The sequence below is a fragment of the Streptomyces sp. AM8-1-1 genome, assembly GCF_032229325.1.
GTDB classification, from domain to species: domain Bacteria; phylum Actinomycetota; class Actinomycetes; order Streptomycetales; family Streptomycetaceae; genus Streptomyces; species Streptomyces achmelvichensis.
Map to the genome: position 1 here is coordinate 1 of NZ_CP135086.1, position 25,658 is coordinate 25,658.

Sequence of the window (25,658 nt, forward strand, 5' to 3'; positions counted from 1 at the left end):
CCCGCGGAGCGGGTAAGAGCCTGCTGCGCAGGCTCTGAAGGAACTTCCGCGCTGCGCACGGAAGTTGAAGTGAAACCCCGCGCTGCGCGCGGGGACCGAAGTGAGACTCCTCGCGGTGCGAGGAGTCTGGGCTCTGCGCTGCGCTCCGAGCCTTGTTTCCCTCCGTCAGAACTTTCGCTATATCCGGAGATTGGCTGGTGCCCTCCGGCTCTCCGCTGACGCTCCGAGCCGGCGGCTCCTTCGTCGCTGCGCTCCTGGAAGGAGCCTGAGGGTCCGTCCGCTGCGCTCCCGAACCCGGCCCGCATTCGCGGGCGGCTGGCTACGAGGCAGCGTGGCCGGGGTGCTTGGCTAGCCGTTTCCTTCGTTGCAGAATTTTTGGTGGATCCGGTTTCGGGGTGTGTGCCTCCTTGGGCTGGAGGTGGCGGAGGCGGGGTGTGCCCGGGGGGTGAGGTGATGCCAGTTGCGGTTGGCTGCACAGACATTGAGTTCCTCTTCGTGCTCGGGCGGGTGTCAGTCGTGCTGCCACCACGTCACTACGAGGCCGGCCAGGAGTGCCCCGATGTGGCGGACGGCTCCGGTGAGGAGCGCTACGGAGACGAGGCGCCGCCATGAGACGGGGTCGGGCGTCACGTGGTCCTGGTGCGGGGTGGTGGAGGGGGTGCGGTTCTTCTTCGGCATGGCGGGTGTCCGTTCGGGCGGGGCGCGGCAGCGCGGGCTGTGGTGCTGGGACCAGTGAGCCAGAGCCGCAGGTCTGCAGAAAATTGCGCTTCTCGGGGTTGTAATGGTGGGCATGGCACGAGGAGCGCCGAGTCCGGCTGATCTGTGGGTGATTCGCGAACTTGCCGCGCGGGAGGTGGTGGTGACGGCCAGCCAGTTGGAGAGCTGGCGGCGGGCGGGGTTGTTGCCGCGTCACCGGCGCCGCGGGCTCGGGCGAGGGCAGGGGTCGGTGGTGGACGCGGTCGATCCGGTGGTGGTGGAGAGCGCCGCGGCGCTGGCGCGGCATCTTCGGCAGGGGCGGCATCGTCGGCTGGCGGTGCTGGAGTGGTTCGCCGAGGCCGGCATGGGCGTGCGGCCGGGGGCGGTTCAGGTGCCGGAGCCCCCATCGGCGCCGTGCGCCAGGCTCTCGTCTGGGTGCTGGAGAGGTCGGTGTCGCACCGGCTGGTGGAGTTCGCTCGCAGCGCGGCCGGGGCGGGTGAGGAAGGGCAGGACGTGCTGTATGCGGCCGCCGAGCGGCTCGTGGCGCCGCGCCGCGGGGCGGCGAACCCCGCCCTGGTGCGCGCGGCGCTCGAAGCCGGCGAGGACGTGCCGGTGGAGGCCGAGGGGCCGGACTCCAGGAGCATGGTGCATGTGGTCGCGGCGATCGGTCTGGGAGTGGAAGAGGTGGGGGCGGAGGCGCTGGCCGAGGCGTTCGCCGCGTTCGGCATGTACGGCCTGACGGTCGAGGACTGGGCGCAGATGCTGGGGGCGGCCGAGCGCGGCGAGGTACCGCCCCTGGGCTGGGGGCTGCTGGAGCAGCATGCGGACGTGGTGGGTCCGGTGAAGCGGGCCAGTGACGAAGACCTCGTGCGGGCGCGGACGGTGCTGGCCGGTCTGCGCGGGTTCTACGGGCTGTATGTGATGCACGGGCTGCTCATGCCGGACACACCGGCGCAGGCCGCGCTGCGGCAGCGGACGACGAATGGGGCATGTTCCCCTTCCTGGACCACCTCATCACCGTCAGCCCCTCCCCGGCCAGTTCGCCGAGTCCCTGGCGGTCTGCATGGAGCCGCCCTTCGACAATCTGTACGAGGCGCTGATGGAGCAGCTCGCAGCCGACCCGTACGTCTTCCGGATCCCCGGCGACGACACAGGCGCCGCCGGCTTCGGCGAGACGTGGGTACGCACCCTGCGCGAACAGACCGCGGCCGGGTGAGAGTCAGGCGGTGGCGTGCACCAGGACGCTCGCCGAGAGCGCGTTGGGCCTGTTCTGTCGGATGACTGGCCCCTGCAAGTGGCGTAGATCAGAACTGGTGTTGGGCTTGGCTGTACCGAACTGACCAAGTTATTTGCCTGGTTGAGAGCCGTCATCTTGAAGTCAGTCTGTTTTAGGTGGAGATGGGCGTAGTCTTGGGTGGAGCCGGCGGAGTTCGTTGTCGTCGGCTGCGCACCGCTCTGGCTACATGGAACTGCATGCCGCAGGGTTCGAACTGAGGCATGAAGAGCGGCTGGCACCCGTCGTCGACGGGAGTTCGGTCCCCTGGGGATCCGACTGACCAGCAGCTCGCCTAGGACCGTGGAACGCTGGTCGGCACGGGACATCGCGGAGACATGAGCCGCTGGTGGAGCGTGACGGCGCTCGCCGCCCCCTGTGGACGGCGCGCAGTGGAGGCAGTGGCTCACGCCCTGCCGCGGGTATTTCCTGCTGCGCGCGATGCCCAGGAGAGCAAGATCGTGACTTCTTCGTTCGACGAACTCGACGGCCTCGATGGGCAGGAGCCCGACGAGGGCCTGCCGCCCCTGCTGCGCCGCCCCGAGCCGGTCGCGGACCCGCTGCCGGTGACCAAGCTCCGCAGCACCCGTAGGGAGCTGCTCGAGAACCCCGAGGCCGCGCTGGACGAGGCCGCGGCGAACGCCATCACCTCGGGTGCGGTGGACCCGGAGCGGCTGCAGGCCCTCGTGGCCCGTGAGCCGATCAGCCTGCTGACGGCCAAGCCGGTCGTCGGCGGGATGCTGTACGCGACCCCGCCGCACTACCGCTACCTCGACCTCGACGTCCTGCCGGACTTCATCAACCAGCGGTGGGCGGACCAGCTGCGCACGGCCATGGACGTGGCGCCGTCCACGTCGGTGGTGCCGACGTACGAGACCGTGACCGATCCGAAGACCGGCAAGCCGCTCGCGGTCTTCACGGTGCGCATGCGGGACCGCCAGGCGCTGGCCAAGGCGGTTGGCGAGAGCATGCGGAAGACGTACAAGGCCCAGAAGGGCGAGAACGTCTACACCGAGAGCGTGCTCCAGCAGGGCGTGAAGGAGCCGCTGACGCTGTTCGTGATGCGCGTCGTGTACGACGATGGCACCGAGGACACCTTCCTGGTCGCGGGCGACGGCAACAGCCGGATGGTGAGCATGTGGCTGGCGCGCACCGACGGCGACATCGAGAAGGCGATCTCGGCCTGCACCGCCTCCGTCATCGGTTCCGCCGAGCGGTCCGGGGGGCGCAGCCGCGCGGAGCAGGCGGCCACGCGGCGGCGGGTGGGCGAGCTGACGAAGCGGACCCGTAAGAACCTGGCGGCGCCCACGCTGACCGAGGCGACCCGACGCGAGGGCCACACGCTGGCCTTCCCCGCCACCGTCGTGGTCGGCGCGCAGGCGGACGGGGGTGGGCCGCTGGCCGACCTGGTGGCGGCGCGGGACGACCTGCTGGCCACCCTGCACGTCCGCGTCACCGCCTGGACGCCGGGGGCCCAGAACACGCAGGGCATGCAGCGGGTCTACCGGCACGCCCTGCGCGAGGGCCTGATCACCCCGGACGTGCACCGGGTGCTGTCGGGCACGGTGGGTACGCAGGCCATGCACGAGCTGCTCGGGGTGCCGGCGCACCGGCTGTGGTCGGCTGCCGTCCACCAGCACGCGGTGCTCGCCGGACCGCACGCGGACGCCATGAACCGGCTGATCAAGCAGGAATTCGGGATGGTCAAGGCGTACCGGCAGCCGATCAGCGAGCGGCTGGCGCCCATGGCGCTGTCGGCCTACCGCAGCAAGGAGGGCATCGAGCAGCCGCTGCGGGCCTTCGGCAACGGCGGCACGATCACCGACCGGGTGTGGAAGCAGCCGTGGGAACTGACCAAGGGCGACGACGCCTTCGGGGTGCTCGACGACATCCTCGAGCGTGCCCTGGCCGGCAAGGAGGACGCTGTCGCGGAGCTGACCGTGCTCGGCGGGACCGCCGCGATCCTCGACGGGTACATCACACGGGACCGCGGCTCGAAGGAGGGCACCGACCGCGACAGCTACAAGGCGCCCTTCCGGGCGACGCCGGTCAAGCTCCTGGCGCTGCTGTCGAAGACCTCTGGCGGGCTGCGGATGCTGCACTCAATCGCCGTCGCCCACGTCGCCGCCGACCCGGCCGTGCTGCCGAAGCTGTTCCACACCCAGGAGCGCGAGGTCGAGGGCGTGGTGGTCCACGACGGCAAGCCCATGCTGGACAAGTCCGGCGAGCAGGAGATCCTCGACTACGAGTGGGACCTCGTCCACGCCGCCGACCCGGCCCACGCCCTGGCCACCATCGCCAAGAACCGCGCGGAGGCCAAGGCCAAGACGGACGGCACGTCGGCGGAACCGGAGGCCGAGGACGCGCGCCAGCGTCGGCTCCTCGACCAGGGCATCAAGGGTGCGGCCAAGGCCGGACGGGCCCTGGCCCGTATGAGCCAGAAGCGCGGCAACCAGGTCTTCGGCACCTTCGAGGCCGTCAAGGCGCTGCGGGTGCAGCTGGGCAATCTCGAAGAGATCCTCATGCAGTTCGGGCCAGCCGATCCCTCGATCTTCGTGGTCGACGAGGACGATGAGGACTCCGAGTGAGCACGGCTCCGACGCTTCCGACGGCGATCGTTCAGGCGCTGCGGCCGGTCCTGCGGCTGATGGGCCCGGTGCTCGACGTCCCCGCGACCGCAGAGGGCCGCGCGGGCTCGCCGGTGGTGGTGTGCCGGGCCAGCCCGGACGTGGTGCGCCGCCGGGTGGCGGCGAGCTGCGCGGTGTACGTCGCGTGGGACAACCGCGGTGGGTGCCGGTACGTGGGTAGCGTGTGCCGCCAGGGCCCGTGCGCGGTCGGCGACCGGCTGGCCGAGCACTACGCCCATCGCACGGTCGGGGTGTCCCGGCGGACGTCCTGGTGCCTGCTGACCGTGCTCCCGCTGTCGGAGGGGACTCCCCTGGAGGCGGTCCGCGTCGCCGAGGGGTGGACGGCCCGGCTGCTGAACCCGGCGGACGGCTCGGCCCACCCGCGGGTGGATCTCACGCAGACGCCCGCGACGCTGGTCTCCTTGCCCGCCCAGGTTCGGTAGGAGACAGCCGCTGTCCTGCGGTGCCGGCTTGACGGGCCAGGCACGGTCCGCGAACGGGTGCTTCCCGGCCCGCCGCTTCTCAGGCGGGCCGGGAAGCACCCCGCCGGCGGGCGTGGGTGCCAGAGCCGCAGCAGGGCCGCGCCGAGGCGGAGACGTCGGTGTGGCGCGAGGCCGTCGCCGGGCGGGCGACGGCCCTGAAGAACGAGGAAGTGCGTGCGGCGCTGGGCCGCCGGGACAGGTGAGGGAGGACGGCGCAGTGGCGCTGGATTGGGATCGGATCGGTACGGGGGACAGCGAGGCGCTGCTGCGGCCCCGGGATATCTACGCGGGGCTGTCCAGCCGGCCGTGGCCGTATCTGCGGCATGAGCAGGGCGAGGTGCTGGACAAGTGGTTCGAGCGGCGACGTGAACGCGATGTGGTGATCAAGCAGAACACCGGCGGGGGCAAGACGGCCGTCGGCCTGCTGATCGCGCAGAGCACCCTGAACGAGGGCATCGGCAAGGCCGTCTACCTGACCCCGGACAACTACCTCGTCAAGCAGGTCCGCGAGGAGGCCGACAAGCTCAACATCGCCACCACGGACGATCCGTACGAGCCGGCATTCCTCACGGCGCAGGCCGTGCTGGTGACGAACTACCAGAAGCTGCTCAACGGCAGGTCGGCCTTCGGTGTCGTCGGGGACGGCAAGGAGCCGCTCGATCTGGGCATCGTCGTCGTCGACGACGCGCACGCCGCGCTGGCGCGGACCGAGGACCAGTTCCGGCTTCGGGTGCCCGCCGGGCACGAGGCGTACGACAAGCTGCTGCAGCTGTTCGCGCAGGACCTGCGCCACCAGTCGGCGAACGCCTGGTCGGCGCTGGAGGACAAGGACCCCACCGCGTTGGCGCCGATCCCGTTCTGGGCGTGGGCCGACAAGCGCGAGGAGGTGCTGAAGATCCTGCGCCCGCACCGCACGGAGCGGGTCTTCGAGTTCGTATGGCCGCTGCTCGCGGAGGTGCTGCACCTGTGCACCGCGACGGCGACGTCGTCGGCGATCGAAATCAGGCCCTCGTGCCCGCCGATCGACCGCATCCCGTCGTTCGTGCGCGCCCGCCGCCGGGTCTACCTGACCGCGACGCTCGCCGACGACAGCGCCCTGGTCACCGACTTCGGTGCCGACCCAGCCCTCGTCGCGAAGCCCGTCACCCCGGGCAGCGCCGCCGACCTCGGTGAGCGGATGATCCTGGCCCCGGTGGCGCTCAACCCGAACCTGGACGACGAGGCCGTCCGCGTGCTGGCCCGCCAGTTCGCCGACGGGGACCAGGACGGCGACGGTGTCGCCGAGACCGAGCCAGTCAACGTGGTCGTTCTGGTGCCCAGCGACCGGGCCGCCGCGAACTGGCGGCCCTACGCCCACCACATCTGGCGGGTCGGGGACCTCGAGGCGGGCGTGAAGGAACTCCAGGCCGGCCATGTGGGCCTAGTGGTACTGGTCAACAAGTACGACGGCGTCAACCTCCCGGCCGACGCCTGCCGTCTGCTGATCCTCGACCAGATCCCGCGGCCCCTGGACGGGGTGGAGCGGCGCGAGGCTGTCGCGCTGGCCGACAGCACGGTCCGTCTGGCCCGCGAGGTCCAGCGGATCGAGCAGGGCATGGGCCGCGGCGTGCGCGACGGCGAGGACTACTGCGCCGTCCTGCTACTGGGGGCGAAACTCGCCACGGCGATCCACGACGCCCGCCACCTGGCTCTGTTCTCCCCGGCGACCCAGGCGCAGCTGAAGCTGAGCCGGGACATCGCCGGCCAGATCAAGGGCGAGGGACTGGACGCGGTGAGGCAGGCGCTGCGGGCCTGCCTGGGGCGGGTGCCGCAGTGGCGCGAACGCAGCCGGCGGGCGCTGGCGGAGGTGCGCTACGCCGAGCACGGGACGGTGCGGGACGAGGCCGTCGCGCTGCGCGAGGCGTTCGACCTCGCGGCCACCGGCCGTACCCCGGCCGCGGCCGAGCGGGTGCAGAAGGCGGTGAACGACCTCGGCAACGGCGACACGGCGCTGCGGGGCTGGCTGCGGGAGCAGAAGGCCGCCTACCTGCACCTGACCGATCACGCGGCCGCCGAGCGGGCCCTGGCCGGGGCACTGGACGACAACCCGTTCGTCCTGCGACCCGTCAACGGCGGCGCCCCCGTCCAGCTCAAGGCAGCCGCGGTGCAGTCGCGCGCCGCCGCCGAGTTCCTGGCCGCCCGGTACCGCGACGGCGTCAGCCTCAGGCTCGGCGTGCAGGCGCTGTTCGAGGACGTGGTGTGGGGCGAGGAGGAGCGCTCCGACGACGCCGAACGGGCCTGGCAGCAACTCGGGCTGCATCTCGGGTTCGCCAGCACGCGTCCGGAGAAGCTGTACGGCACGGGCCCGGACAACCTGTGGGCGCTCTCGGCGGCGCGGCAGGCCGTCGTCGAGCTGAAGACCGGCTGCATCACCGACACCATCGCGAAGAAGGACATGGACCAGCTCGGCGGCAGCGTCCGCTGGCTCAACGAGCACAACGCCGAAGTGGAGGCCGTGGCGGTCATGCTGCATCCCAGCCGGGTCCGCGACGGCAAGGCCACCGCGGTGCCGGGCATGCGCGTCGTCACCCCCGCCATGTTCGAGAAGCTGAAGGAGGCCGTGACGGCCTACGTGGCCGCGCTCGCGAGCAGCCCGGAACGCTGGGCGGACGAACAGGCCGTCCGCGAACAGCTCACGCACCACAAGCTCACCGGTGACCGGCTCTTCACCACCTACTCCGAACCCCTGCGCGCCTGATCAACACCCGGAAGTCAGAGGGGTCCTGGGCCGGTACGGGCCGCCGCGTATACCGGCGGGCTCGTACCGGTCGGCAGGCACAGGCGGGCGTCCCCGGGCCGGCCCCTACGGCGGGCGACGGCGGCCGGTCGGCAGCCCTTGGCACCGTTCGCCCTGCCCGCCGGGGCCGGGGGCGGGGCGAGGAGTTCGGCGTACGGAGCGGGTCGGGATGTCAGAGGGGGTTCGTAGGGTGGGCGTGTGGTGCGAGTTCCGTGGGAGAAGCTGGCCGAGAACCCCAGGCTGTCGGAGTCCTTGGTGACACTGCTGGTGATGCGCCTGCAAGAGCGGGCACAGGCGGTCGACGGGACAGGCGGGGACGGCGGCCGGGACCTGTTCGAGCACACCGACGACGATGAACTGGTCCTGTATGAGGCGAAGTCGTTCACCGGCCGGATGACCGCGGGACGGCGCAGGCAGGTGGAGCGGTCGCTGGTGTCGGCGGCCCGTCACCAGCCGGACCACTGGGATCTCCTCGTGCCGATCGATGCGAACCCCGCCGAGCTGCGGTGGTTCGACGGCCTGCGCGATGAGTTCCCTTTCGTGCGGCGGTGGCGGGGGCGCAGCTGGCTGGACGAGAAGTTCGCGGCCCATCCCGATCTGGTCCGGTATGCGCTGCAGGAGTCCGCCGACTACATCCTGGAGCGCATCGCCGAGGCGCGCGCCGAGCGTGACACGTTGGCCGGCGGGATCAGCGACTACGCCGAGCGGGCCAGCGCGCTGCATACGCGGGTCCAGGAGATCTCCCCCCACCACGCGGTGCACACCTCCATGGACGCCGACGGGCGGACGGTCGTGCACCTGACGCCGCAGGGGCCGGCCCCGGACGGGCAGGGCACCATCCGGTTCACCGGCCGGGTCCGCTTCGCCGGCGGGGACCCGCAGGAGGCCCGCCGAAGGCTGCGGTTCGAGGAGACCATGCGCTTCGGCGGCGAGGTGGAGCTGAGCGCGGACAATCTCGCCGAAGCCGCCCTGTCGGGCCCCGCCGGGCTGGGGCTGGAGCGGATCACGGTGGGCGGTGTGCGCATCACCTCGCCCCGGCAGGAGGTGACGCCGCCACTGCGAGGCCAGGTCGTCGTCCAGCTGTCCTCGGGCGTTCCGCTCGCCTCTCTGCCCGTGTCCTTCACGCACCGGGTGAGCGGCATGGACGGCGGGACCCTCCTCGGCAGTGACATGACGGGGTTGATGCGAGTGCGGCTGCGCTACGACCAACGCGATCTCTCCGCTCAGCTGAAGTTTTCCTTCCAGCCGCCCGAGGCGGCGATGCCGCAGACGATGGTCCCGGTGCTCCGGCTGCTCAGCCAGGCCACGCCCGGTCGCTTCATGGAACTCGCCTTCGCCGGGGAGCCAGCCGGCCGGGTGCGGGCACCGATCAGCACGACCATGACGCCTCAGGGCTGGGAGCCGGGAGAAGCCCAGCTGTGGGCCGATGCCTTCGACGACCTGACGCGGCTGCAGAGCAGGACCGGGCGTTTCTTCCCCGTCCCCGACGACTTCACCAAGCGCGATGCGCGCGAGGTCAAGGACATTCTCTCCCTGCTCGACGGGAAAGAGATCGTGCTGCGGGGCGGCACCGTGTCCGTGGGCGTCGACAGCGCCGAAGCCCTCACTCAACTGGGGGACATCCGCGCGGGGATGTTCCGCGTCACCGCCAGCTACGAGGGGATGCTCTTCACCCTCGGCGAGCACCAGATCGACCTCGGTCCCTGCACCGAGATCTACACCATGGACAAGATCCTGAACATGAAAGAGGCCCGGCGCGACCTCGCCGCGCGCGGGCACGCAACCGTGGTGATGCGCATCGCCGAGCGTTTCCCGGCCGTGCGCTACCTCGGGCCCGAACGCCCCAGTAGCGCCGAGGTGTGACGGCGGCGCCGAGACGGTGGCAGGTGCGGGTACACGGAGACGGCCTAGACGTGGTCGCGACGGCGCGAGGGTCGCGCGCCCTCTGGTGGCCGCGTCGCTGACGGCCGACGATGTCCTGGAGGATCACCAGCGGGGGTGGGCGTGGAGCTGACGGCGTTCTTCAGCAGCGGCGACGGATGGGCACAGCCCTGGGTGCTCGACACCGAACTGGTCGAGTCCCTGCGGTTCGGCCCGCCAGCCGGTCACACCGACCTGGACGTGGCCATCGCGCTGACCCGGCTGCTGCACCACGACTTCGTCTCCCACGGCACCGACGGCAAGGGCAGGCATCTGGACGACGAGAGCGTGCCGATCGTCATCAAGGCCCACCGCGCCGTTCTGGAACGCCTCGCCCTCGAGCCGCCGTCCTGGCCGTTCCGTTCGTTCGACGGGCCGCGCGGGTTCGGCACCTACTGGCGCGACAACAACATGAGCGGCAGCTGGAAGGCCCGGCGGGACTGCATCGAGCAGCTCATGGGCCCCACCCGCGACGCGCTGGAGGACCTCCAGGAGCTGGAGTACGAACGCCGGTTCACCAAGGGGCCCTCAGGCAGCTTCAAGAACCTCATCTTCGCCGCCGACGGGGCGAAGCCACAGATCGTGCTGCGCGACGCGGTGAACAACGACGTCGAGATCGTCCGCAACTCCGACAACTGCCTGGTCTTCACCGACCCCCTGCCGCCGCACGGGCTGACCTGGCGGCAGATGGTGGCCTGGTGGAGGAAGAAGCACCAGCCGGACGCCGACGAGAAGAGCGCCGCCGACGCGCTGTACCGGCGCCTGTACCGGTCGCTGGACTCCCCGCCCGAACAGCTGCTCATGATCACCTACTGCGCCCGTTACGCCGAGGCCGGCGGCTTCGACCTGCCCGCGCTGATCCCGCAGGTCTACCTCCACTACGACCCCTACAGCCGCAGGAGCGGCAAGCAGTCCGGGGCGCTGTACCGGCAGCGGATGGACTTCCTGCTCCTGGCCCCGGACCGTTCCCGCATCGTGATCGAGGTCGACGGCGTGCAGCACTACGGGATCGCGAACCCGCCCGACGAGAAGGGCCGGGTCACCCATACCGCCGTGCCGCGGCTGTACGCGGAGATGGTCGCCGAGGACCGCCGGCTGCGGCTGGCCGGATACGAGATCTACCGCTTCGGCGGCTGGGAACTCACCGCGCCGGGCGGGAAACAGCTCCTGGATGTCTTCTTCACCGACCTCCTGGCGCGACACGAGAAGCCGACACTTTAGCCGGAGGTCCCGGGGCGCGAACTCCGGTGTGTCGGTCAGCCGTTGCGCACCCCAGACCGCGAGGTCGACGGGCAGCTCGTCCGCGACAGCGAGCCCGTGCCCGACAGGGCTGACGAGCAGGTCCTCATCGGACACCAGCGGGACGTCGTCTACGCCGCACCGGTCAGGGGCCTGGCCGGGTCGGGTGCAGGAGACGGAACTCGCACCGGGCGTCAGCGCTGACAGGATGTGCCAGACGGGGACCGCCGGGCCCCGAGGGGGAGGAACAAGGGCATGTTGAGAGCCGGAACGACCTGCGCCGAGGCGATCGATTTCCTGGATAACGATCTCGTGGCCGGAACCCTCAACGACGTCTCCAACCGCATCCCGCACATGATGAAGACGGGCGCGGACGCCAAGGCCGAGATGCAAGCCGTGCGCAAGCGGTACGACGAGTGGACATGGCAGGCTGCCGAGGAGATCAACCGGCGGTTCAGCGACCGAGAGATCGCCGGCCAGTTGCGTGCTGGCCGCTACCGGGCGATCCTCACCGCACCGCTGGACGAGGCCCGGCTGATGATGTACGTGGAAATCGCCGAGCTCCGGGACTACTTCAGAACCCTGGCCAACCGGGTGCGTGCCATGCAGGAGCGGTACGGGCGCGCCGGTGCCGTCCGGTACGCGGTGCTGGACACGAACACCACGCTGCACTTCATGCGGTTCGACAAGGTCCCCTGGCAGAAGGTGTTCGGGAAGGGCACGGCGGTCGTGGTGCCGCACGTCGTGGTCGACGAGATCGACACCAAGAGCTACCAGACGGGGGACAAGAAGATCTCCAGGCGGGCGCGCGGCGTGTTCCGGCTGCTGGAGTCGATCCTGGAAGCGGGGCCCGAGGGAGGGACCGCGGACGACGGCACACTCCTGCTCATCGCGGCCGATGAGCCTGGGCACTCCCGCCTTTCCGTGCCGGACGACGAGTTGGTGGCCTCGGCACTGCGTCTGCACCAGGCCGTCGCTCCCGTGGAAGTGATCGTCGTCAGCCGCGACATCGGCGTGCGGACACGCGCCGCCACATGGGGGCTGCCGGCACGGCCCCTGCCCGACACGTACCTGATCGAGGGCGGCGAACTTCACCGGCAGGCACTGGAACAGGCAGCCGCCGAGCTCGTGCCGGGCGGGGGCCTACCGGAGCAGCCCGAGCCGAAGGAATCCGGCGCACCCTCCCCCAACTGGGCGGCACGTCAGGCAGGGAACGGCTCGTGAACGCACAGGACGGGCAGGGTCGCCAGGAGCGTGCGGACGCGGTGGACCGCGAGATGGCCGCACACCTGCTGCCCGACGCCGTTGTACGGGCGCTGGGCCGCTGGTGGGAGACGAATGCGGCTGCTTACGCGGACGGGACACCCAGCGCGCACACCGTCCGCTACACGCCCGGCCGGTGGGCGCAGATCACTCCGTGGCCGGAGGCGCTGGCGCCCACCTCCGCAGGTGGTGACGCTGCGGTCAGCCGGGCGGAGGTGGCCTCGGCCGTCGCCGACGCGCTACGGCGGGAGGCGTTCCAGGAGGCACTGGTCGCGACGTATGTGTGGGGCAAGGGCAAGCGCGGCACTCCCGGCGGCAGCGGCCCGGCCACCCTGCACAAGATCCTGGCCTTCGACGGCCTCGACACGGCGCTGGCCACCGCGGTCACCGCGCTGCGCGAGCACGGTGCACCACAGGCGTACGCCGCACTCCACCGGCAAGTTCCCGGGCTCGGGCCGGCCTTCTTCACCAAGTTCCTCTACTTCACCGGCATCGCGCTGGCGCCCGCCCACGGCCCGCGGCCACTCATCCTCGACCGCGTGCTGTCCAGACGCCTGAGGTGGATGGCCGCCGCGGTCGGCCGCGAGAGCAGCCACGATGTGGACGGCTCGATCGCCGCCTGGATGTGGTCGGACAGCAACTGGACGCCCCACCGCTACCAGGTCTACCTCTCCTTCATGCACGCCGCCGCCGACCAGCTGGCCGCAGGCGACAACTGGCCGTCCGGTGCAGCCCCCGACCTGCTCGAATGCGCGTTGTTCACCACCACCTGGGAGACATCCGGCTGACGGCACACTGTGCCGGGGCGTGTGGCCGGTACTGGGCACGGTGGATTGGCTTCGTTCACTTCAAGCGGTTCTGCGCGACGCTGCGCGCCGGTCTTGCCGGTACCGGAGGGCTGGTGGCCGGTGTCCTGTTCGTGCTGGTGACGGTTGCGCCGGGTGGCCACACCCCCTGTCTCATGGAGTGGTCCGCCCTCATGGCTGACCACCCCCACGGAGTGGTCCCCCAGCGCGGGGACCCTCAACTCCCCAGCACCGCCTCCATCACCCCCCGGGCGATCGGCTCCGCGAACCCACCCCCCGTGATGTCCCCCTGACGATGCTCACCCCGGCCCTGCAGCCGCTGAGATAGAGAACCTGCCCATCCACTGGCTCAAGGACTGGATGCTGTGCCTGGACGTCGAGTGCGGGATGCGTGCTGCACCGGCTGTACGGCACGGTGACCTCCTACGAGCCCGAGCCGGCCGGGTGGGGTTCTCCCCCGCGGGCGGCCACCCGGCCATCTCCGTGCCCGTCCACCGGATCGTCGCGCTCACCAGCGACCGGCAGCGGCGCAGCGACGGACAGGTGCCCGCCCACGAGCCGTACGAAGAATAGAAGGCCGTCCGCCTCGGCCGCGAGGGCGGAGCGTTGGGGCCGATCCAGGCGATGTTCGTGTCCGTCAGATGTTGAACCGACCGGCTGATGGACGAGCACGGCGCCGACAAGATCTCGTAGTAGATGGTCCGGCCAGGCGCGCTGCTGTGGCCCCGTCGACGCTCCGGATGGCACCGGTCGGTTCTTACGCCTCGAAGGGCTGCCGGCCAGCTCCGACGAGCTCTGAAGCCTCGGGTTTCCGTGATGCGGATCACAGGAAGATTCGAGGGATGCGTTGTCGGATCGGGTCCGTGCCGGGACCGAGAGGAGAAGGATTTTCCCCGACAAGGAGGCACCCATGGCCACCGAGGACCCGACGCCCAGTTACACCATGGTCGAGGATGACGGCTCTGTTCACACCGACTTGGCGGAGCGGATCAGCCAGTTCAACTGGGACACGGATACCGGCGCGGCGGTCACGGCCTTGTTCCCGGCCCACTGGAGCGGGAACGCCGGCGATACCGTGACCCTCCGGGAGGACGGAAGCGTCGCTCTCGACGTGGATGGCACGTTCGGACTGCCGGAGCCGTTCGACCGTGTCGCCCCTCCCATGATGATCACCACCACCACCGGCATGGCAGTGCTCAAGGCCGGCCACCCGGCCAACCAGACCATCGAGTCCGGGTTCCGGTCTCTGAACATCCCGGTCCCCGACGTGATCCAGGCGCTGAGCGCCCGCGAGGCCGCCCTCGCCGGCGACGGATCCACGATCCGCTCCTTCAGGTCGGAGGTGCTGGGGATGTGGAGCGGATGGAATGAGCCGGTCTCCACCGCCTGCTCGGCAACTGGGCGGATCCTCTCTACGACCAAGGTCACCTCACCCCTGACGCCCTGAAGAAGCTGAAGTCAGAGGCCAAGGCCATCAACCGGCAGCTCACCCCGGTCTGGCGCCGCAAGACCGGCCAGGCGCGGCTACGGCTGCTCGACACCCCGCTCGGCAGCGGGCTGACCCTGTACGACCTGGTCCCCGCAAAGACCGCCGCCGACACCGGAGTCGAAGCCGGCTTCGATGACCCGCGCCTGACCGAGATCCTGGAGGCCCTCTCCCCGGCCGAGCGAGCGGTGACTCTCGCCCTCGCCACCCCCGGGGTCACCACCTGGGCTGAAGCGGCCATAGCTGCTGGGGCTGCGGAGCCAAAGCGTCAGGGCGAGCAGGTCCGCCGAAAGGTGAAGAAGCTCGCTGCGCGCATCACCGGCCGCTCTCTGGAGGCCGAGACAAGCATGGTGAGCGGACGATGAGCACCCTCAACCCCGTCCCGGCCCGCCGCCGGGAAGTGGTGCTGCGGATCGCCCTGCCCAACATTCCGGCCTGCACCGCGGTACTCGGCACCGGCAGCGTCGGCGCAGCCCTGGTCCACGGCACCGTCCCGGCAGGCTCCCCCCTCGTGGGGCCGCTCGTGGTCCTCGCCCTCGGCGCGATGGCGTACGACGTCGGGCTCCGTGCCCTGCCCGCCGCGTCGGCCGACCGCGCCGCCGGACGACAGCGCGGTCCTTCTCGGCTTGAGTGAGTCCGGCCCGCGCCGCGCCTACCACGGCCCGGGCCCGGCGCTCGCAACGCATTCCTCGAGCCCGCAGAGAACATCGCGCTCAGCATCGAGCTGGCGCGGTCGTCAGCCGCCGTCGCGAGCAATCCGCCGGCCGATGCCGGTCCAGACCGGCTCGGCCGCTTCCTCGGGCACGGCGCCGGTGAGACCGTCGAGGTGCTCGACGGCCTCACGGGTGATGTAGCGGTCAGGGTCGGGGGATTGCAGGTAGCGGCGCAGCAGGTCGGCGTCGAGATCCTGGCGCTGGAGGTAGGCGGCGAGGGTGCCGACCAGGAGGTGGTTGTGGGCGAGGGCGTCGGTCAGGGCGTACAGGACCAGGCGCTGCCATTGCTTCATGCTGTCGCCGTGCAGGGTCTTCAGGTGCTGGGCGCGGGCGAGGTAGGCGTTGATGTGACGGCAGTGGTAGGTGACCAGCGCCAGCAACTCGGGCGGTACGCCCTCATCGGCCGGGAGCGGAGCGGGCGCCACGGCGCAGGAACCGGGCGCGGGCGGCAGGGCGTCGCGGACTTCCTGCAGGCCCGCGGTTTGCTGCGGGCCACGGGCGATCTCGCTGCGCCGCTGGGGGCGCCTTCGCGGGTGGGGTGAGGTCATGGCGGTGCCGTCTTCCGGCCGACCCCACGATCCGGCGCCTGTCGGGCGGCCGGGGCCGCACGGCGGGGCGCTGTGAGTGACGCGGCGCGTCTGGGACCTACCAGTCCGGGTCAGTCGTGGGCTGACGCGGCACTCGGCCGGGCACCGTCACAGCGCGGCAGGAAAGGGGCGGCACCGCCCGGACAACGACGAACGTCCTCCCCACGTCACGGCCGATTTCCCGGCGGGGCGGCAGAAAATCGGTGAACACCAGGCAGGTGTCGGCGTGGCGGACATCGGTGCTGTGTCAGTGCCGCGTGCCACACTGCCGGCCATGTCGCTCGCTGATCTCACTCTCGACCTGTGGCGGACCTTCGACCAGGTCACCGCCCAGCGGATCGCCCAGAATGCCGCTGACCACGTGGGCGGCCGGGTGTCACTGGTCGAGGCCACGGAACACCTCGGTGCCCCGCTGCACCGCGTCCGGGTCGAGCGGGACGGGCAGGAGTTCGCCCTGATACCCGGAGGCCGGGTGTCCCTGGGCTTCGACGCCGCCACCTGGAAGCCGACCGCGCAGCAGGCAGCTGACTACGCGGAGAGCCTGCAGCAGGGCTACGGTTACGGGTCCGATCTGCGGACCCACCTCGAGCGGATCCTCAGCGCTCGCCGCAGCGTTCACCTGGACACCCTCCTCATGGCCGTGGAGGACGAGAACCTGACCGAACCTCCGGCCGACATGGCTGCTGCCCTCCTTGCCCGTGGTCTGCGGATGCCGAGCTCCGACGAGTGGGAACACGCTTGCGGCGCCGGGTCGGACACCCTGTTCCGGTGGGGCGACGACTGTCCCCTCGACCGCATCCCCTACGGCGACGACACCGGCCCGCACAACGAGCTGAACGCCTTCGGCCTGCACATCGCCTACGACACCTACCGCACCGAGCTGACCAGCGATGTCACCGCGGTCCACGGCGGCGACGGGGGCGAGTCGGTGTGCGGCGGCTACGGCCATCTGCTGGCCTGGCTCCCCCTGGCGACCGCCAACCGTAACCCCGGGATGGCCGAGTTCGTGTACGGACCGGACGGGGAGGACCTGTACGACAACTTCTCCACGCGGCCGGTGCTCACGCTCTGAGCGACCGCCTATAGGCCGTCCACCGCGGGCCTGGCGCCGCTGGGAGTCCGAACTCGGCGAGGACGCCGACCCCGACGGCTTCGTCGACCGGGCTGTGCACAACCGCTGGAAGACCGTGCTGCCGCGCGGACTCGTCCCCCGAGACCGTAGGCGACGACCTCACTCGCATCGCCGCACCTACCTGCAGACGGACGTCGAAGGCGCCGGGCCGGGCGCCAAGCCCACGGCCACGGTGCAGCGCTCACGCTGAAGCCGGACAGCTGGCCGACTTCTTCCGCGCGCCCATGTCCAGAAGCTGTTCGACCAGGCCGGGTGGCAGCGTGAGCCGTCTGACAGGCGCATCCCGTCAGAGAGGGCTTTGGCCGGACCGGTGTCCCTGAAGCTGGACACCCCCGCCGGGCCGAGTTGGCTCATGAGAGAGACTGAACCGCCCGGCGGCGTGCCCTGTGTCCGGCCGATGCTGCCGCCGCCGGGCACCGCCAGCGGCCGGCCGGGCCGGACCGGCTCATCGGCGCACCAACGGCACAGGAGCCGCGCGTCCTCATCCGGTGTATCGCCGTCCCGCCGCGAGGGGATGCTGTCCTTCTCGGGCCACACGGGAGGGGGCTGATGGGGTACACCGCTGTGCACGCGGGCTGGGGCCGGCTGGATGCGTCGCTGGACGATCTCGGTTGTGGCCGGTCCTGGGCGGACGTCCACCGCGTGAAAGGGCTGGAGCTCGCGTGTCCGGAGTGCCGGGGAAGGGTGTTCGCGCGCATCTCCCCCCACCGCGCCAGGCACTTCTACCACCAGGTGCGGCCGCGCGACTGTGAGTTGGCGAACGAGTCGCCGGAGCATCACCTGCTGAAGCTGGAGCTGGCCACCGCCGCCCGGGCGGCGGGCTTCAGAGCAGAGCTGGAGGTCGGCAACGAGGCCCGGACCTGGCGTGCCGACGTGCTGGTCTTCGACCGGCAGGACCGGCCGTTCATCGCGCTGGAGGCGCAGTTGTCGCCCATGACGCCGCAGGACGCTCGGATGCGGACGGACCGCTACGCGGCGGACGGTGTGGCGGTGTGCTGGGTGGCGATGGAGAAGCGCCCGTGGGAGCGCGGCGTGCCCTCCCTGCGGGTAGCGCCCCCTAGGGACCGCGGGGACGCATGGACAGTGCGCCATGGCATGGCGCGCTACACCTGGGCAGCGCCACGCACGGTGAAGACGAAGGCGGCGTGGACGCACATCAGCTGTTGTCTGGACGAGGCGGTCCGGTGGATTCTTCAGGGACGGGTTCATGCCCATACCGGCCCGGGCGGCTCGGTGTGGTGGACCGCCCACTCCTACGTCCACCTGGCCATCGCCCGGGCCCGGCTGGAGGCCGATGCCGAAGCCGTCCAGCAGGCGGCTGCGGCCGAGCAGCGCCGACGGGCCGCACAGGAGCAGGCCGCTGCCACCGAGCGGGTCCGACTGGCCGCCGAGCAGCGCAGACTGGCTGCCGAGGAAGAGGCGCACGAGGAGCAGCAGGCGGAGCAGGAGCGGCTGGCGGACTTCTTCGAGCACGCGGGCATCAAGGCCGCGCTGTGGCCCGCGTTCATGCAGTTGGTCTGCTCCGCCTCTGGCAAGGCCGTCACATGCGGTGACCAGAGCCCCGCCCATGGCAACGGGCTGCTCCTCTACAGCCGGCCGCGCAAGGGGGCCGCGTTCCAGCTGGCCGGTGTGGTGTGCCCTGATCCTTCGGCGCTCGCCGGGTGGCCTGCGGACCTGACCATCCTGGTCCCCGGCCGGGTCTGGCTGTTGCGTATCGAGGAAGCCGCCCAGAGCCTGCTGAAAGTCGCCGTCTTGGATCCGGTCACCCAGCACTGCGCCTACGAACGGGTCGGTCCCCGGACCGCGACGCTGACGTGAAACGCATCAGCTTCCGGTGGGTGAGCGCCTATCGACGGCAGAGGGGGTGTCGAAGGGTACGGGGCCCGGTGCCGGTGATGGCGCTACTCGGTCGAGTGAACGCGCACGGACGCGTCGTGCCGGGCATGAAGCCGATCAGCGAAGCGCACGTTGCGCAGGGCCCGGCCGTCGTCAACGTCGCAAGGAGAGCGCGGCCCGTCCGGCGCCGCCGACGGAGCCGACCTCATCCGGGAAGACGCTCCATCCAGGTCTCCAGAGTTGCTGTCATCGCTCGCAGCTCTTGAATGAGTCCCACGACGTCGTCCTGGCTGGACAGCCGACCGGCCTCGCCGGTCGCCTCGACCTCGATGTGAGGCGCTCCTGGTGCGCCGTCCGGGCATGTGCCGGATGTCAGGGTCAGCATGACCTCCAGCCAGCCTGCCCGGCTGTGGCGGGGAACGGCAAGGCCCGGCCCCATCACCATGTGCACAACGTCCTCGAGAGACGCGACACCCGCGTCTGCTTGGTGCTTCCAGTCGCACCACGCAGGGCAGGTGAAGGGCGGAAGGGCCGGTTGCGCGGTGGCAGTGTCCACGATCATGCATCCTGCCCGTTGCGCCACTGTCTGCGCCGGAAGGCACGCCGGAGGCTGCCCGTGAGCCGACGGGGCGACGTGGCCAGGGCTGAGCGCGATCGGGCCGGAACTACACGAGGGGCGCTGGAGTAGCGTTCTCGTCGGTCCAGTCCCCGTCGAAGAGGGCGTCGACCAGGCGCTCTTGGCTAGCGTCGAGCTGCCCGGCGCGGTGCTTGGTGCGGGCCTTGGCCAGCCAGGCGCCGATCCTGACCGTCTCGCCGTCGACGCGGATCGTCTCGCGGGCGGCGGGGGCGCGGTTTTCGCGGTGGAGGAAGAGTTCCAGGAGCTGGACGGTCTGTTCGAAGGTGCGGCGGGTGCGGCGGGCGGGGCTGAGCGGGTTGCTCCCGGGGAAAAGGCCAAGAGAGCTCACCAGATGTTGCTGGCCGGGGTGAAGGGTCTGCCAGGTGGCCAGCTGGCGGTGCAGCCAGGAGCCGATCTTGACGCCGGCCAGGAGGGTGTCGCGGGTGAGCATGGCCGGGTCGGCTCCGTCGGCGAGATGGGCGCGCAGCAGGTGGTATTTGCGGTGCCAGTCGGCGCCGTGGGGCAGGCGCCAGTCGGGTGCGAGGGTGGTCAGGGCGTCGGCGCGGGCCTGATCGAGCTGGTTCTTGGCTGCGAGGTGGCGTTGTTCGGCGAGCCAGGAGCCGACGGCGGTCGTGGCGGGGGCGGCGAGGTGGCCGTGGGTGCGCAGGTAGTCGGCGGCGGCGGTCAGGCGGGCGCGCCAGGCGGCGTCGTGCTTGTCCCAGATCATGCCGAGGGCGTCGAGTTCGGCGATCCAGTCGGCTTCGAGTCGTCCGGCCTTCGCAGCGTCGCGCATGGTGGTGATGAAGGTGCCCAGGGTGTAGCCGGCGGGGTCGGTGTAGTCGGCGGGGACGTCGAGGTGGCCCATTTCGTCACGGTAGGACTGGGCGGCGGCGAGGCCGAGGCGCCGGGAGCGGGAGACAGCCGCCTCGCGGGGGTCGAAGGAGGCCAAATCCATGGCGCGGGCGATGCGCTCGGGGTGGACGGTGAAGTCGAAGTGCCAGCGGCGTTCGATGACGTCGCTGGTCTCCCTGGGGAGACGGTTGGTCTTGTCCGGGAGGCGCTCGAGGATGCGGTGGTCGTGGCTGGCCAGCGCGCAGGCGATCGCCCACACCGGCTCGTAGGCGGTGCCGAGGATGTTCTCGCCGTCGGCGCCGGGCGGGACGTAGACGGGGACGATCAGTGAGGCGGTCTTGCCAGACACGTCCAGGCGCAGGGCGCGGCCGAGGGCTTGGACGCAGCGGATGACGCTGCGGGTGGGGTCGGCGAAGACGATGGCATCCACGCTGGGGATGTCGACGCCTTCGGCGATCAGGCGGGAGTTGGCGAGGATCGCGCAGTCGGCGGCCGCGAAAGCCGTGAAGGTGTCGGCGCGTTGGGCGGGGGTGTACTCGCCGTGGGCGAAGAACAGCCTGGGGGTGATGTCCGGGACGAGGTCGGGATCGGTGCGGGCCAGCAGGCGCAGGGTGTGGGGGAGTTCGCGGGCGAAGCGGCGGGCGTCGGAGACGAGGTTGAAGTAGACCAGGATTTTGCTCAGACGGTGTTCGGTCATGGCGCGCAGGACAGACAGGTGCAGGGCGGTGGTGCGCAGCGCGCTGTCCCCCTCCTCACCGTCCCCACTGGGCGGGGATGTGGTGGGGGTAGGGATGTTCAGGCTGCGGCGTAGGTCGGCGTCGGTGAGGGTGGGCACCACGATGCGGTAGTCCGCAGCCCGGCCGTCTTCCACCGCCTGGGCGAGGGGGTACTCGAAGACCTTCCTTCCGTACACCTGCTCGTTGTCCATGGAGTTGGCGAACGCGTCCACCTCCAGTTCCTGGTTCGGCGCGGTGGCACGGCGGCGGGGGCGGGTGGTGTCAGCGGACTCGGCCAGTTCGGGGGCGGCGAAGATGCGTGGGGTGGCGGTCATGTAGAGGCGGCGGTCGGCGCGGATCCGCGCCCCGTCATTGACGGCTGCCCACTTCTTGTCGGCCCGGCCGGCGATCCGGTGCGCCTCGTCCATGATGGCAAGGTCGAACGGCGGCACCACGAATCTCGTGTTCTGTGTCTCCTCGATCTTGTCCAGCGAGTCGTAGGTACAGATCAGAGTCAGCGCGGGGATCTGGTCCGTGCCCTCCCCCACAACAGACATCAGGGCGGCAAGGGTCTGAGAATTGCTGGTGGACCCAATGCGGCGTGCGGCGAGGACATCCTGCGCGGTGGCGTCCATCGAAGACACGATCACCATGTGTTCCTGATGGCCGTCCCGGCGCCAGGCGAGGGCAGTCTGTGCAGCTAGATCGAGCGTGGGCACCACAACCAGGACGAGTCGGGCGTTGATCGCATCGGCAGCCCGGATCGACACTAGCGTCTTGCCGGTCCCCGTCGCAGAGACATAGAGCGCGCGGCTGTGCGGTCGCCGCAGGTGCTGCACCACTGCTGCCAAACCGCGCTCTTGGTCCGCGTGAAGGAGTGGTTTTCGAAGCGAGCGGGCGGTGAAGGCATCAACCTGCGTGACCATGTGCCCATGATGACGCAGCGGCGGGCGGGGGAATGACGTGGTGTTGACGTCGCCCGGGTCCATTCGGGCGGGAAGCGGAGTCTGCTCGCTGGTGCAGCGTTTAAGCCATCACGGTCTAGTCACCGGCTGTTGGGAACTGATAACGAGTGGTAATACGTCTGTTGCGGCGGTTGGTTGAGGTACGACCGGGAGATCAATGAGCACACCGGAGCGGTCGTCGGCGTTTCCTGCCGAGCCCTTGTTCACTGAGCTGCCCACGGCGTCGCAGACGCCGGTGACAGTGGTGTCCCCCATGATGGCTCTACCGCCCGCTCTGACGCCGAAGCAGCGCTTGGTGCACTACTCAGCTGACGACTGGGAGGAGTTCATCTACGAGTGGGTGATGTCGCTCAAGGAGGCCGGGTACGTGGACGTGGTGGGCATGGGGGGATCCAACGACCGAGGCGCGGACATTGCCGCCTTCCTGACGCCGGCGAAGACCGACAGACGCTGGCACTGCTATCAGTGCAAGCACTACGACAAAGCGCTGGGACCGTCCGTCGCCTATCCGGAGATCCTCAAGATCCATTCGGCTGTGGCCGAGCGGCAGTACAAAGTGCTGCCCGAGCGGTATGTCTTTGTGGCGCCGCGGATCGGGGGGTCACTCATCCAGTTGTTGGCGAAGCCCTCTGCGTTGAGCGCGGGGTTTTTCGACTGGGTGACGAAGAATTCGGCCAAGCTCGCGCTGGAATACACGGGCGGCCTGCTGGACCGGGCGCTGGATCTTGCTCGCCAGTCTGAGTTCTCGCGCTTCGAAGCCGGCAACCTGGACACGATCCTTGAGCAGCACGCCTCGACGCCTCATCATGTGCGGCGGTTCGGAACGCCTCTGCCGGACCGGCCTGCCCAGGAGCCGGCGCCGGCCGAGCACGCTCCGGAAGAGGCGCGGTACATCCAGCAGTTGCTGGATGTCTACTGCGAGAAGTGGGGCTGCTCCGCGGCCTCACCGGAGGAGGCCAGGGCGCACCCCAAGGCTGGCCGCAATCTGCAGAATCAGCGGGAGGCGTTCTACCGTGCAGAGCAGCTGCGCATGTTCGCCCGGGACAGCGTGCCGGTGGGAACCTTCGAGTCCCTGCAGGAGTCCGTATTCAGTGGTGTGGTGGAAGTGGAGGAAGACGACTTCGCCACTGGCTGGGCGCGGCTGAAGGCCGTGCTCGCCGCAGCCCGGAACATGCAGCTGGGTTCCAACGTGCTGTTGCAGGTGGTGGATCAGGACGATCGCAAGGGCATCTGTCATCAGCTCGCCAACGAAGACCGACTCACTTGGGTTCAGGGGGCGGAGCAGTGAATCCCCTCAACAGTCCGCTCGAGGTCGGCATGCGCACTCTGATGCTTCTGACAGCCTCGTTTCCACAGCCATTGGATGTGGCGCAGTTGGTGTGTCTGGACCATCTCATGCTGCACAGCAGCGAAGTGAACGGTCCCCCCAGCCTGCATCCGGCATTGCCGGCCGGACCGGGAGAACTCGCGATGAAACGCGGACTGATCGAACAAGGGCTGGTCGTGTTGCTGCGGGCGGGGCTCGCCGAGCTCGAGGCGACCCCGGAGGGCCTGCTCTATCGAGCCAGCGAGGAAGGGCCGGGCTTCGTGGACATCCTCGCGGCACCGTATGCGGATGCTCTCAAGGACAGGGCTTCGTGGCTGATTGCGGCTCGGGCGTCGTCCGATCTGGACGTGCGCTCCGCTACACGGGCCATCACCGACCGGTGGGCTTACGACTTCGAGTCCCGTCTTCCTGCCTCTGGAAGTGACCATGCCTAATCTGAGGCTGCTGCACCTGACGTTCGCCGGGATTGGCCGCGACCCCGCCCGGGTCGTGTTCGACCCCAAGCTCACAGTGATCTACGGAGCCTCCGACACTGGAAAGTCGTTCGTCACCGAAGCGATCGACTACATGCTCGGCGCACGAAAACTCAGCATGATCCCCGAAGCCGAGGGATACACACAGATCCTCCTCGGCCTGCAGCTGCCTGACAGCAGTGTCATTACGCTCATGCGCGGCCCGCAGTCGGGCAAGGTCAGCGTGTACAACGCGGATCTGCGCGAGCTGATCTACCGGGCCGCCGATCTGGAGCTGACCGCACAGCACAGCGCCAAAAGTTCGAAGAATCTCTCCCGCTACCTGCTGGAGCAAATTGGCCTGGACGGCAGCCTGATCAGCACCAACGACACTGGCGGCTCGAAACTCCTGGGCTTTCGTGATCTGCTCCATCTGTGCCTGATCAGCGAGACCCGGATGGTCTCCAAGGTCTCACCCGTGCTGCGCGCCACGGGCACCAGTGGACAGAGCGCGCACAAATCCGTCTTGAAGCTGCTGCTGACCGGTGAGGGCGAGCCTCCGGCCGACGACCGGCCGAGCCCGGGCCAGCGCCGCGTCCACAAGGGCAAGATCAGTCTCCTGGACGAGCTGATCCTCGATCTGCAGCGGCAACTCGATCCGAACGGAGGCAACGAAGCCGAACTGGCCGGGCAGTTGCACCGTGTCCTCACCCACCAGGACGAAGCCGCTCTGTCCCTTCGGGACATCACAGGCCAGCACGCACGGGCCGTGGCGCGCAGGGCAGAACTGTCGGTGACTCTCGGCCAGTACGAGCAACGTCTGGGCGAAGTCGACGACCTCCTAGGGCGCTTCGGGCTCCTGCGCAACCAGTACGAATCCGACCTGGCCCGCTTGGAAATGGTCAATGAGGCCGGCAGCCTGCTCGGCTACTTCCGGACCGGACCCTGCGTCTTCTGCGGAGCAGAGCCCGAGCACCAGAGCGCCAACCACGACAGCCAGGAGACAACGGCGCTGCACACCGCCGTTCACGCGGAGAGCACGAAGACCCGGCAGCTCCTGTCCGATCTTCGTCTTACCATCGACGATCTGCGGGTGCAGCGAGAGGAGCTCATCGGGAAGCGCACCGTCCACGTGGGGCGAGCACAGGAGACAGACCGGTCGATCGCACACATCGAGGACGACATGCAGCCACTGCAGAACGAGGCTGCGGAGCTGATGACAGTGCGCTCGCTTGTGGAAGCCCAGCTCGGCCTCCATCGCCGGATCCAGGAACTCGAGGATGTCAGGGCAGGCCTGGTCGCCGACGGTGCCGTCCCCGGCGGCCGTCCTAGTACCAGCGTCCCTGCCGGTATCGTCGCCGAGTTCGACCGCGCCGTCGAACGCACACTGGAACAGTGGCAGGTCCGCCTCCACGACGTGTCCTACGACCAGTACAGCGCGGAGCTGTTCGTCGGCGATCACTCCCGCGCAGGCCACGGCAAAGGCATGCGTGCAGTGCTGCACGCCGCATTCGCCGTCTCATTGGCCGAATACTGCCTGGCCAAGGAACACCGCCACCCAGGGTTCGTGGTCCTCGACTCCCCCCTCGTCACCTACCGTCAGCCCGGCATACGACGCACGGACGACCCTGACCTGCCCGACAGCGTCATCGACTACTTCTACCGTGACCTGTTCAGCCGTTTCGCAGGCCAGGCCGTCGTCGTGGAGAACGGGGATCCGCCTGCGGACATCGTGGAGCAGGCGCATGTGTACATGTTCAGCCGCGACCCGCACGACCACCGCTTCGGATTCTTCCCCGTCCTGCCTGACACCGTGGGCGACGAAGACAGCTCGGTCGGCAGATAGCCAACCGCTACCAAAGGAACGAGACCAAGCACCCTGTGCACGGACGGG

Annotated in this window: 22 protein-coding genes; 17 read left to right on the top strand and 5 right to left on the bottom strand. The window is 69.8% G+C overall.

From position 1 onward, the window contains the following. Positions 1-510: 510 nt before the first annotated feature. Positions 511-678: a hypothetical protein gene (locus RPQ07_RS00005; protein ID WP_313941861.1), complete on the bottom strand. Its 168-nt coding sequence runs from the start codon at positions 676-678 to the stop codon at positions 511-513. Between the two features lie 405 nt (positions 679-1,083). Beyond that, a complete protein-coding gene (locus tag RPQ07_RS00010; protein WP_313941862.1) occupies positions 1,084-1,623 on the bottom strand; it encodes a hypothetical protein in 540 nt (179 codons plus the stop codon). Positions 1,624-1,678: 55 nt separating this feature from the next. On the opposite strand from RPQ07_RS00010, the gene RPQ07_RS00015 reads away from it, so the two are divergent. From RPQ07_RS00015 to RPQ07_RS00070, 12 genes are all read left to right on the top strand, one after another. Continuing rightward, positions 1,679-1,912 (top strand): hypothetical protein, encoded by a 234-nt coding sequence (locus RPQ07_RS00015; protein WP_313941863.1) that lies wholly within the window; start codon positions 1,679-1,681, stop codon positions 1,910-1,912. A gap of 518 nt (positions 1,913-2,430) precedes the next feature. Continuing rightward, entirely contained in the window at positions 2,431-4,557 is a 2,127-nt protein-coding gene (locus RPQ07_RS00020; protein ID WP_313941864.1) for a hypothetical protein, read from the top strand. After that, entirely contained in the window at positions 4,554-5,039 is a 486-nt protein-coding gene (locus RPQ07_RS00025; RefSeq protein ID WP_313941865.1) for a hypothetical protein, read from the top strand. Before RPQ07_RS00020 ends, RPQ07_RS00025 begins: the two co-directional genes overlap by 4 nt. A gap of 116 nt (positions 5,040-5,155) precedes the next feature. Then, on the top strand, positions 5,156-5,281 hold the full coding sequence (locus RPQ07_RS00030; RefSeq protein WP_313941866.1) for a hypothetical protein: 126 nt from the start codon (positions 5,156-5,158) through the stop codon (positions 5,279-5,281). 14 nt (positions 5,282-5,295) lie between these two features. After that, complete coding sequence (locus RPQ07_RS00035; protein ID WP_313941867.1) at positions 5,296-7,815, top strand: DEAD/DEAH box helicase family protein; 2,520 nt, start codon at positions 5,296-5,298, stop codon at positions 7,813-7,815. Positions 7,816-8,052: 237 nt separating this feature from the next. Beyond that, positions 8,053-9,717, top strand: coding sequence for a hypothetical protein (locus tag RPQ07_RS00040; protein WP_313941868.1), 1,665 nt, complete (start codon positions 8,053-8,055; stop codon positions 9,715-9,717). Between the two features lie 135 nt (positions 9,718-9,852). Continuing rightward, the gene (locus RPQ07_RS00045; RefSeq protein ID WP_313941869.1) at positions 9,853-10,995 is read left to right on the top strand and encodes a hypothetical protein; all 1,143 of its coding nucleotides are present in this window, start codon (positions 9,853-9,855) and stop codon (positions 10,993-10,995) included. Between the two features lie 273 nt (positions 10,996-11,268). Next, positions 11,269-12,237, top strand: a complete 969-nt coding sequence (locus tag RPQ07_RS00050; protein ID WP_313941870.1) for a PIN domain-containing protein — start codon at positions 11,269-11,271, stop codon at positions 12,235-12,237. Then, positions 12,234-13,064, top strand: coding sequence for a hypothetical protein (locus RPQ07_RS00055; protein WP_313941871.1), 831 nt, complete (start codon positions 12,234-12,236; stop codon positions 13,062-13,064). The genes RPQ07_RS00050 and RPQ07_RS00055 overlap by 4 nt, the downstream gene beginning before the upstream one ends. 462 nt (positions 13,065-13,526) lie before the next feature. Continuing rightward, the gene (locus tag RPQ07_RS00060) at positions 13,527-13,655 is read left to right on the top strand and encodes a hypothetical protein (RefSeq protein WP_313941872.1); all 129 of its coding nucleotides are present in this window, start codon (positions 13,527-13,529) and stop codon (positions 13,653-13,655) included. Positions 13,656-13,992: 337 nt separating this feature from the next. After that, the gene (locus tag RPQ07_RS00065; protein ID WP_313941873.1) at positions 13,993-14,529 is read left to right on the top strand and encodes a hypothetical protein; all 537 of its coding nucleotides are present in this window, start codon (positions 13,993-13,995) and stop codon (positions 14,527-14,529) included. 400 nt (positions 14,530-14,929) lie between these two features. Then, positions 14,930-15,202, top strand: coding sequence for a hypothetical protein (locus RPQ07_RS00070; RefSeq protein ID WP_313941874.1), 273 nt, complete (start codon positions 14,930-14,932; stop codon positions 15,200-15,202). A 102-nt stretch (positions 15,203-15,304) separates the two neighbouring features. Here the strand turns inward: RPQ07_RS00070 and RPQ07_RS00075 are convergent, their stop codons facing one another. Continuing rightward, positions 15,305-15,829, bottom strand: coding sequence for a hypothetical protein (locus RPQ07_RS00075; RefSeq protein ID WP_313941875.1), 525 nt, complete (start codon positions 15,827-15,829; stop codon positions 15,305-15,307). A 313-nt stretch (positions 15,830-16,142) separates the two neighbouring features. On the opposite strand from RPQ07_RS00075, the gene RPQ07_RS00080 reads away from it, so the two are divergent. Then, positions 16,143-16,940 (top strand): hypothetical protein, encoded by a 798-nt coding sequence (locus RPQ07_RS00080; RefSeq protein ID WP_313941876.1) that lies wholly within the window; start codon positions 16,143-16,145, stop codon positions 16,938-16,940. Positions 16,941-17,549: 609 nt separating this feature from the next. Next, positions 17,550-18,818 (top strand): competence protein CoiA, encoded by a 1,269-nt coding sequence (locus RPQ07_RS00085; RefSeq protein WP_313941877.1) that lies wholly within the window; start codon positions 17,550-17,552, stop codon positions 18,816-18,818. A gap of 223 nt (positions 18,819-19,041) precedes the next feature. Here RPQ07_RS00085 and RPQ07_RS00090 read toward each other — a convergent pair whose 3' ends face one another. Together RPQ07_RS00090 and RPQ07_RS00095 are read right to left on the bottom strand one after the other, a co-directional pair. After that, complete coding sequence (locus RPQ07_RS00090; protein WP_313941879.1) at positions 19,042-19,398, bottom strand: DUF6907 domain-containing protein; 357 nt, start codon at positions 19,396-19,398, stop codon at positions 19,042-19,044. A 103-nt stretch (positions 19,399-19,501) separates the two neighbouring features. Next, positions 19,502-21,946 (bottom strand): DEAD/DEAH box helicase, encoded by a 2,445-nt coding sequence (locus RPQ07_RS00095; protein ID WP_313948726.1) that lies wholly within the window; start codon positions 21,944-21,946, stop codon positions 19,502-19,504. A 196-nt stretch (positions 21,947-22,142) separates the two neighbouring features. On the opposite strand from RPQ07_RS00095, the gene RPQ07_RS00100 reads away from it, so the two are divergent. The 3 genes from RPQ07_RS00100 to RPQ07_RS00110 are packed head-to-tail and all read left to right on the top strand — an operon-like array spanning position 22,143 to position 25,610. Next, positions 22,143-23,273, top strand: coding sequence for an ABC-three component system protein (locus RPQ07_RS00100; protein WP_313941881.1), 1,131 nt, complete (start codon positions 22,143-22,145; stop codon positions 23,271-23,273). Then, complete coding sequence (locus RPQ07_RS00105) at positions 23,270-23,746, top strand: ABC-three component system middle component 2 (RefSeq protein ID WP_313941882.1); 477 nt, start codon at positions 23,270-23,272, stop codon at positions 23,744-23,746. The genes RPQ07_RS00100 and RPQ07_RS00105 overlap by 4 nt, the downstream gene beginning before the upstream one ends. Further along, positions 23,739-25,610 carry a hypothetical protein gene (locus tag RPQ07_RS00110; protein WP_313941883.1) on the top strand — a complete coding sequence of 624 codons (1,872 nt, stop codon included), beginning with the start codon at positions 23,739-23,741 and terminating at the stop codon, positions 25,608-25,610. The genes RPQ07_RS00105 and RPQ07_RS00110 overlap by 8 nt, the downstream gene beginning before the upstream one ends. Positions 25,611-25,658 lie beyond the last annotated feature (48 nt).